At 37.4% G+C, this 8,275-nt stretch carries 8 protein-coding genes; 2 read left to right on the forward strand and 6 right to left on the reverse strand.

All coding sequences use genetic code 11. The features are described from left to right. Positions 1-848: 848 nt before the first annotated feature. Both BLV99_RS12805 and BLV99_RS12810 read right to left on the reverse strand, forming a co-directional pair. On the reverse strand, positions 849-1,115 hold the full coding sequence (locus BLV99_RS12805; protein ID WP_092691306.1) for a phage protein NinX family protein: 267 nt from the start codon (positions 1,113-1,115) through the stop codon (positions 849-851). Then, complete coding sequence (locus BLV99_RS12810; RefSeq protein WP_092691308.1) at positions 1,115-2,719, reverse strand: site-specific integrase; 1,605 nt, start codon at positions 2,717-2,719, stop codon at positions 1,115-1,117. The genes BLV99_RS12805 and BLV99_RS12810 overlap by 1 nt, the downstream gene beginning before the upstream one ends. A 130-nt stretch (positions 2,720-2,849) precedes the next feature. Between BLV99_RS12810 and dusB the strand changes: the two genes are divergently transcribed. Then, complete coding sequence (dusB, locus tag BLV99_RS12815) at positions 2,850-3,869, forward strand: tRNA dihydrouridine synthase DusB (RefSeq protein WP_280138279.1); 1,020 nt, start codon at positions 2,850-2,852, stop codon at positions 3,867-3,869. A gap of 394 nt (positions 3,870-4,263) precedes the next feature. Here the strand turns inward: dusB and BLV99_RS12820 are convergent, their stop codons facing one another. Further along, a complete protein-coding gene (locus BLV99_RS12820) occupies positions 4,264-5,310 on the reverse strand; it encodes an NAD(P)H-dependent flavin oxidoreductase (protein WP_092691313.1) in 1,047 nt (348 codons plus the stop codon). A 246-nt stretch (positions 5,311-5,556) separates the two neighbouring features. Here BLV99_RS12820 and BLV99_RS12825 point away from each other — a divergent pair, with 246 nt between their 5' ends. Beyond that, entirely contained in the window at positions 5,557-6,078 is a 522-nt protein-coding gene (locus BLV99_RS12825) for a putative periplasmic lipoprotein (protein ID WP_092691333.1), read from the forward strand. Between the two features lie 221 nt (positions 6,079-6,299). Here BLV99_RS12825 and BLV99_RS12830 read toward each other — a convergent pair whose 3' ends face one another. From BLV99_RS12830 to BLV99_RS12840, 3 genes are all read right to left on the reverse strand, one after another. After that, positions 6,300-7,001, reverse strand: coding sequence for a VIT1/CCC1 transporter family protein (locus BLV99_RS12830; protein ID WP_086184532.1), 702 nt, complete (start codon positions 6,999-7,001; stop codon positions 6,300-6,302). A gap of 119 nt (positions 7,002-7,120) precedes the next feature. Further along, a complete protein-coding gene (locus BLV99_RS12835; protein WP_092691336.1) occupies positions 7,121-7,465 on the reverse strand; it encodes a hypothetical protein in 345 nt (114 codons plus the stop codon). A gap of 198 nt (positions 7,466-7,663) precedes the next feature. Beyond that, positions 7,664-8,275: FAD-dependent oxidoreductase (locus BLV99_RS12840; RefSeq protein WP_167356333.1), on the reverse strand; the 612-nt coding region annotated here is incomplete at its 5' end.

Consider the following 8,275-nt stretch of genomic DNA (forward strand, 5'->3'; position numbering starts at 1 on the left):
AGTGATGTTATGGTCTGTTGATACTGTGGCTAAATATAATGATTGTAAGGCAAGGCATGATGGAATTGTAAAAGCCCTCAGGTGAGGGCTTTTTTGTATAAGGATTGGTATGTTAAATAGACTAATCAAGCGGCCTTTGGAAATAGTGTACAACAAAAACAATTTCGTCTTATTAAAAATTATTTGTCAAAAATAAGAGAGATAAATAAAAATTTACGCACCCCAAAATAAAAATAAAAATGGACAATTTTATTGTAAATCTCTTTTTTCTTAGAAAAATATATACTAAGAAAATAGACAAAATTAAAGTACTAAGACTTAAATACAAAAACCAGTTTGACAAAGACTCCTCCAAATTTAAAAATCTGTTCTCCAAACAACAGCATATGGAATTATAATACTTAATAAAAAGTATAAACCAATATGAAAACCTATTAATGGGAGAAGGAGAATAAGAAGAATGTTACCAACTACAAATAGTAGGAACATCACAAAGAATGGGGCTTGTGTAGTGTTAAAATTATTAATAGCAACATTATATGAAACGACGTTTAAACCAATCCCAATTAAAAAATAAAAGAAATAAACATAAATTGGTAAATTGGTCATATAGATATAATTAAGTACCACAGCTTTAGCCTCTCTGATCATCTCAGGTAACCAGTTTTTAAAGTTTTCCTAAAATTAACATAATACACCTTATACGAAATGCTCTTTTTATTTTCATATAAATCATTTGTTTAACTGTTTCATCAAAGCCCAATCAACCCCGATTGGGCTTTTTACGTGAATAGTTGTGTTCCACGCTTACTATTTGATTAATGCTCCACAAGTTTAATTAGTTTCCCTTAAATTTCAGAACCCAATTTTTTCTCAATGTAGCATTTCACAATAGCCTCAATCGCTGTATCTGCGGTTTGCTCAGCTTCTTTACTATCAGCACGTGGACCAACATAAAAAGCAGTCCATCTTGAATACGATCGTATCAAACTTATTTTTTCTTTCTCAATTAGCTTTCCACATAATTCCCAGTCTAGTGTCGGTGCATTTTTAACTTTCATTACGTGAGCTAGGGTAGTGGGAAGTTGTCCATAAGTCAGTTCAGATACTTTCATTATTTATTCTCTTTTATATGTTGATCTTCATTTAAATGATATTGTCCAAAACTATCAATCCATCCCTTTATTGAGCTATCCCATAAATAGGTGCGAGTTTTTAATTTCTTAACTACCGTAAGCTCTTTAATACTAAAGTGCGTGGATCCTTCTGGCAACTCATCCCAATCAACCCGACCATTCTCAACAAACCAATCTACCCAAGATAGCTGAATGTCTTGTGCATAAAATCTTTTATTAAGATTGTCCCACGCAAATGGATTTTTGCTATTTAATTTACTTACATGAATACGTTTAAAGTATTTGTTGTCTTTATGGATTTCAATAAATAGCTCAATATGCTTTTTGATAAAATCAAATTCAACTTCAATATTTTCATCGTCATTGAAAGCTTCATTTTTATCATTTGATGCTATATATCGCTGCTTTTTATTCCACTCTTTATAAAAGTTATTATAATTTTCTTCAGCTATTCGAATAGCATCATCAAATTCTAATCGCACGCCACGCTTTTTTAGATTCACATATCGCTTAAGTGTATTCCAAGATTCATGCAGAGTAATTGTTTGTAGCTGGGGGATTGTAAAACCATCCTCCGCATACCGTGTAGCACCTTCATGTCTCAAATCATGAAAGCGTAAATCCTCAATACCGCATGATTTGCATGCACGAGTAAAGTAGGTAGAAACAGTAGAAGTGTTTACAGGGATTAGATAATTTTTATCATAACCAAGTTCAAGCATTCTGTTACGTACTTCAGGCTTCAAAAATTCATCAATCATGTTGATGGCTTTGGGTTCTAGATGCGCATATTTATGGTTGCCTAGAGATCCCTTTGGATTTTTTGCATCTCGTATTAACCACTGGGTATTTAGATCATCGTAATCATCTAGGCGTAGGGTGCAGATTTCATCTTCTCGTCGTGCCGTATAAATGGCGAACCAGATGATTAAATGCATTGGGGTAGAGTTTTTAACCCTTCTCCAGTTTTTGTAGAAATGGTTGGTAAGAGTTTGCAATTCTTCTGCGGTTGGAATGCGGTCCCGCTGTTTTGACTTTGTGACAATGCGTGCTTTTTGAAGCCCAATTAATGCTTTCTCAAATTCTACTAAAACAGATTCTAATGGTTCACCCCACACATATTCAGCATGCATAATTACAGCTTTAATATGACTTAGATCTTTCAGCACAGTAGAGGGTGCAACTCCGTCAGTGCCTTTTGCTGGATCTCCTTTTCTTCGCATGATGGCATAGTCAGAAAAATCTTGTCGCGTTAAAGAATAGATATTCTTCTCAGAAATATCTAAACTAGCGATATGCTGTAGTGCACCTGTTTTAGTTCTCGCAAAACTATCCGCTTCATCCAAATACTGAAGAATAAATTCTCTGAGTGTTTTCTGTTTTAATTGAACCTCAGGGTTGAGCATTCTTTCAGGGTCAGATTCAATTGCTGCTTCTGTACGCTTAATCCATTCATCAGCCAATGATTTTTTGCTGAATGTTTTTGATTGTTTGAATTCTGGGTAGCCACTACGTTGAACACGAACTTGGGCACGATAGCGAGTTGTGCCATCTTTTAATTGGCGTTTAGTGACCGTACCCATAAGATTTGCACCATAACTTTTATAAGGTGCAAATAGGGTGCAACACTAAGGCACTTGAAGTCAATAAGAAGCGACTAAACGAAGTTAAACGAGGTTGAATAAATTGAGTCAAAACAACGCCATTAAAGAATTGTTTGATAGATCAATAGGTAACAAGATTTGGGTAGCTCCGATGGCAGGTGTTACGGATCGTCCATTTCGGACGTTATGTAAATATTTTGGTGCTGGGCATGCAGTCAGTGAAATGATGACATCAGACCAGACCTTACGCATGAGTAAAAAAAGTTTATATCGTGCTAATTTTGATGGCGAGCTTGCCCCGATATCGGCACAGATTGCAGGTTCAGATCCATTAGATCTTGCTGAGGCAGCACGTTTTCAAGTGGCAAATGGTGCACAAATTGTTGATATCAACATGGGCTGTCCTGCTAAAAAAGTATGTAATAAGTTAGCTGGTTCAGCGTTGTTAAAAGATGAAGATCTGGTCGCGCGTATTTTAGATACCGTTGTTGCCGCAGTTGATGTTCCTGTGACTTTAAAAACTCGATTGGGTTATTTAAATGGTCATGAAAATATTATGCGTGTTGCAAAACGTGCAGAACAAGCGGGCATAGCTGCATTGGCATTGCATGGTCGTACGCGTGAGGACATGTATTTAAATACGGCACGTTATCGTTTGATTAAAGAAGTCAAACAAATGTTAAGTATTCCTGTGATTGCCAATGGTGATATCGACAGTCCTGAAAAAGCAAAATATGTGCTCGACTACACGGGTGCTGATGCCATTATGATTGGTCGTGCAGCACAAGGTCGCCCGTGGATTTTTCGTGAAATTTCTCACTATTTGTCAACAGGTCAACATTTAGCTGCACCGAATATTCAAGAGGTTAAGGATGTACTTTTAGGGCACTTATCGGAACTCTATGAATTCTATGGTGAGTACTCTGGTTGTCGTATTTCACGTAAACATATTGCTTGGTATACCAAAGGTTTACGTTCCAGTAATGAATTTCGTCAAAATATGTATAAAGTAGAAAGTACGGCCGATCAGTACAAAGTGGTTGAAGCCTATTTTGATGAACTTTTAGCGCAAGGTGAAATCATGAGTGATGTTCAGGTGGAACAGATCAATTTACTTGAAACAAAATAAAGCGTGGCGAGTAAAAAACCTCTCAATTGAGATAATGCGGATCAGTTGAGGGGTTTTGTAATAAACTCCTTAGCTTTTTAGTTCTTCACAACGGAGTCTTGTATTTTTAAATCAAATACTAGGAGCTCATCTATTACTTTGGATAAGCCCAAATGAGAAGCCTCAAAATATATTTTGAGTTCGCAAGAAAGGCATTGTCTCCGCAAAACTCGCCAAATACCTTTTATTGATTAATAACTTGCAGAAACTGTACTTTTTCAAAGTAGTCTTGCCTCGAACAGTTGCGGATGACGTTTCCGCGTATCGAAGAACATCATGAATTTAAAATAAAAAAGCCAGTCAATTTCTTAACTGACTGGCATCATTTTAATGGAGAGGCTTTTTATCATTTACCTTATTGCGTCTGGCTCATTTCTAACACCAGTTGATTGACTAAATCCGCAGCTTCCATTTCACGAATTTGAGCGACATTTGTTCCCGCCCAGAATGCAGAAAAACCAAAATCTCCTTGGGCTGATGCTGCGGCATTGAGTTGTTTGCCCAAATCATAGCAATACGGGTAGGTGGCGACATTAGGTCGTTCAGGTCGATCGATTTGAGTATGCCAATGATTAATTAAACCACGTGCAGGACGGCCTGAAATACTTTCCGTGATTTGAGTAATGGGGGTATTGAATAATGCTTTTCGATAAGCAGCATTGGCATTTGAGCTTTTACATTGTACAAATGCAGTTCCCAGTTGAACGGCTTCAGCACCTAATTGTATGAGTCGCTGGGCTTGATGTCCATTCATCAGACCACCAGCAGCAATGATCGGTAAATGACAATGTTTTTTTAACAACTGAACCAAATCAGAAGTTTTTACCGCACTGTCAAATGTTTCATTAAAAATGCCCCGATGCCCACCAGCCTCAATGCCTTGAGCAATAATAATATCAATACCTGCGGCTTCAATTGCAAGTGCTTCAACTAGATTGGTTGCTGAAACCATAGTCATAATCCCAGCATTTTTTAATGCTTGAATTTGATGTGGATGTGGAATGCCGAAGTGGAAACTGACTGCTTTAGGCTTTGTTTCTAAAACTAAATTTAAATAATCATCATGATCTAAAAAACTTGGATAAATACATTCTAATTCAGTTGGAGGAACTGCATTATATTTCTCAAATTGAGGAATTAAATATTGAATCCACTGCTTTGCAAGGTCATGGTCTAAAGCTGAACTTTGGTGGCAAAAGAAATTCACTTGAAAGGCTTGGTGAGTCAGCGCTTGAGTCTCTAAAATCTGTTGGCGTGCTGCTTCAGCAGAACTTGCACCCAAGCCGAGTGAACCTAAACCACCTTGATTAGAGACTTCTGCTGCCAATTGAGGGGTAGAAACACCTGCCATTGGGGCAAGGAAAATAGGATGTTTAATATCGAGTTGTTCTAATAAAGTCATATTTAGCTCCTACGAGTACAGATTACTTTGCCCAAGCACTAGAAATTAAGCAAATAATATTCGTTATTTCTTTACGAAATAAAATGATTATTTTTTTGATTTTCTTAAATAAAGAAATTTGAAAATAACCTTTCACACTGGAGCGTATAAAAGTTCAATCCATCGGTTTAATAAAATGAAAAATCAATTTGACTGGATATTTTCAGGCATAATATTGTGCTGTATTCGGTGATGATTGGACAATTTATGCTGAAGCCGTTAATTTTAGCGACTTTAATTTCAACTTTAGTGCTTTCAGCCTGTTCATCTTCTGAACAAAATGAAACACAAATTGATCCTCAAAAGTATCAAGTTCAGGATGTTGCAAGCTTGCAACAGCGCTTGGATTTATTGAATCAAAAATTATCGAAGGATTATCAAGCCTTTAAAAAAACCAATAGTATTGCTTTCTCAGACCAGTCGGTATTTGATAGTCGTCAGCTTAAGACTCTAAATTTACATGCAGTCAGTCGAACGTCTTTAAAACCAGTTAAAACAGCCTATTGTGAAATGATGAATGGTTATTTTGCTGAAATGTATCATTTGGGGCATCAAAATTTGAGTTTGATAGGGCAGCTTCAATTGCCTCATGCGCAGCATGAAGATTTAGCAAAAAGTTTTGCAAATGCAGATCAATTTTATGATTTTATTTTAAATCGTTATACATCGTACCGTCAGGCACAAGAAATTATGGGTTTTGGCTGTAATTTAAAAGAAGCCTTAAATTAGATTTAAAAAACCAAAACTCAAAAAGCCCCTATTTAAGGGGTTTTTTCATCACTAAAAATGTGTGATTAATAGCCTGTTTATTTGGGGTTGTGGGCGTTCACTAGGGGAGCAGATAGGATGATGTTTTACCCTGATGCTGTTACCGATAAAGGAAAAGATGAGCCATATAGTCTTTTTAAATGAGCGTAATTGATGCTTTATATCAGTACAAATCAATTCATTTACATGGGATGGACGTTAAACATTGAACCAATCCATGCAGAGAAGCTCATGGCAATAATTCCCCAAATTACGACACGTAAACTGCCTTTGAGCATAGATGTTCCTGCAAAGTAGCTCGATAAAGCACCTAGCCCAGCTAAGGATAAAACGCCTACAATCATGACGACTGTTGCAACATATTGATCTGGACTAATTAAAATAGAGAACATTGGGAAGAGTGCACCCAATGAAAAGGCAAGAGCAGATGAACCCGCAGCTTGTAATGGGTTGGCAGCCGTATTTTCATGAATACCTATTTCATCACGTGCATGTGCGCCAAGGGCATCATGAGCAGTGAGTTGCACGGCAACTTCATGCGCTAACTCTGGGTTTAAACCGCGCATGATATAAATCTGGGTTAATTCTTTGAGTTCATGTGTTGGATTTTTATCTAATTCTTTAGCCTCCATATGTAGATCTGCTTCTTCAATATCCACTTGTGATTTTACGGAAATATATTCACCAGCAGCCATGGAGCTTGCACCTGAAATGAGACCCGCCACACAAGTGATCAGTAGCACTTGAGTTGATGCTCCGCTCGCTGCCATCCCTATAATTAAACTGGTGACTGAAATAATCCCATCATTAGCCCCGAGTACTGCGGCACGAAGCCAACCAGTTCTATGAATATAATGTTTTTCATTATGATGAGAATATGACATATAAACATGCTCTTAGAAAATTTTAGCACTTTAACCATATAAGGAATGCAACGTAAAAAGCAAGGTTGATTAAAATAAAAAAGCTCCAAATCAGGAGCTTTTTTATTTACAAAATAAAATTATTGTTGAGTTTTTTCTTTAACATCTGCGGCACCTTTTTCAACCGCACCAGCGGTCGCAGCAGTTGCATCTTTTGCTGCTGTTTTTACATCATCTGCCGCTGCTTCAGTTTTTTTAGCCGCGTCGTCTGCTGCGGCATCAATATGAGCTACCGCTTTATCTGTTGCAGCTTCAGTTTTTGCCGCTGCTTCGTCAGCAGCATTTTTAATGTCCTGACCTGCTTGAGTTGCAGCATTTTCTATGTGTTGACCAGTTGTAGCACCTGTTTCAGGCGCTTTTTCTTTATTACAGCCAACAAGTGCAACAGTAGCAGCAAGACCTAAAGCAACAAGTAGTTTATTCATTGTCATATTTCCTTTTAATTGTTTTATCCACATGAATGGGATATGTGCGAATATAATCGAAAATAGCTCAAATAAAGATCAAAAAATTGTTAATTAAATGTAACCTTTGATAAAAAAACGATTGAAAAAAGGCTTATATCTAAAAATAGATATAAGCCTATGTATTATCATTCAATATAAATGATTTAATTTACCCAATTACTGCCCTGAACGGATGATGTAATCAAAAGCCGACAATGATGCTTTGGCACCTTCACCTGTGGCAATGATGATTTGTTTGTATGGCACAGTGGTACAGTCACCCGCTGCAAACACACCTTTTACATTGGTTTCGTTACGGTCGTTAATCACAATCTCACCACGGTTTGAAAGCGCAACATTGGATGTTTTTAAGAAATCCGTATTTGGTAATAAACCAATTTGTACAAAGATGCCTGCAAGCTCAATTGTATGTTCTACATCCGTAGCACGGTCTTTGTATTTAAGTGCCGTCACTTGTGAACCATCGCCCACGACTTCAGTCGAGAGTGCATTCATAATCACGGTGGTATTTGGCAAGCTGTTGAGTTTATCTTGTAGCACTTGGTCGGCACGCAGTTTGGTATCAAACTCAACCAAAGTCACATGCTCAACAATCCCCGCAAGGTCAATTGCTGCTTCCACACCCGAATTCCCCCCACCAATCACTGCAACACGTTTGCCTTTAAACAAGGGGCCGTCACAATGTGGGCAGTACGCCACACCACGGGTTTTGTATTCTTGCTCACCCGGTACATTCATTTCTCTCCAACGTGCACCAGTCGATAAAAT

Origin of the sequence: Acinetobacter kyonggiensis (assembly GCF_900107285.1) — a bacterium.
Lineage (GTDB): Bacteria > Pseudomonadota > Gammaproteobacteria > Pseudomonadales > Moraxellaceae > Acinetobacter > Acinetobacter kyonggiensis.

Bases quoted from the DNA above. Each gene is read 5' to 3' on its own strand.
- BLV99_RS12820 (WP_092691313.1), bottom strand. From the start codon at position 5,310: ATGACTTTATTAGAACAACTCGATATTAAACATCCTATTTTCCTTGCC.
- BLV99_RS12830 (WP_086184532.1), bottom strand. From the start codon at position 7,001: ATGTCATATTCTCATCATAATGAAAAACATTATATTCATAGAACTGGT.
- BLV99_RS12805 (WP_092691306.1), bottom strand. From the start codon at position 1,115: ATGAAAGTATCTGAACTGACTTATGGACAACTTCCCACTACCCTAGCT.
- BLV99_RS12810 (WP_092691308.1), bottom strand. From the start codon at position 2,719: ATGGGTACGGTCACTAAACGCCAATTAAAAGATGGCACAACTCGCTAT.
- BLV99_RS12825 (WP_092691333.1), top strand. From the start codon at position 5,557: ATGCTGAAGCCGTTAATTTTAGCGACTTTAATTTCAACTTTAGTGCTT.
- BLV99_RS12835 (WP_092691336.1), bottom strand. From the start codon at position 7,465: ATGAATAAACTACTTGTTGCTTTAGGTCTTGCTGCTACTGTTGCACTT.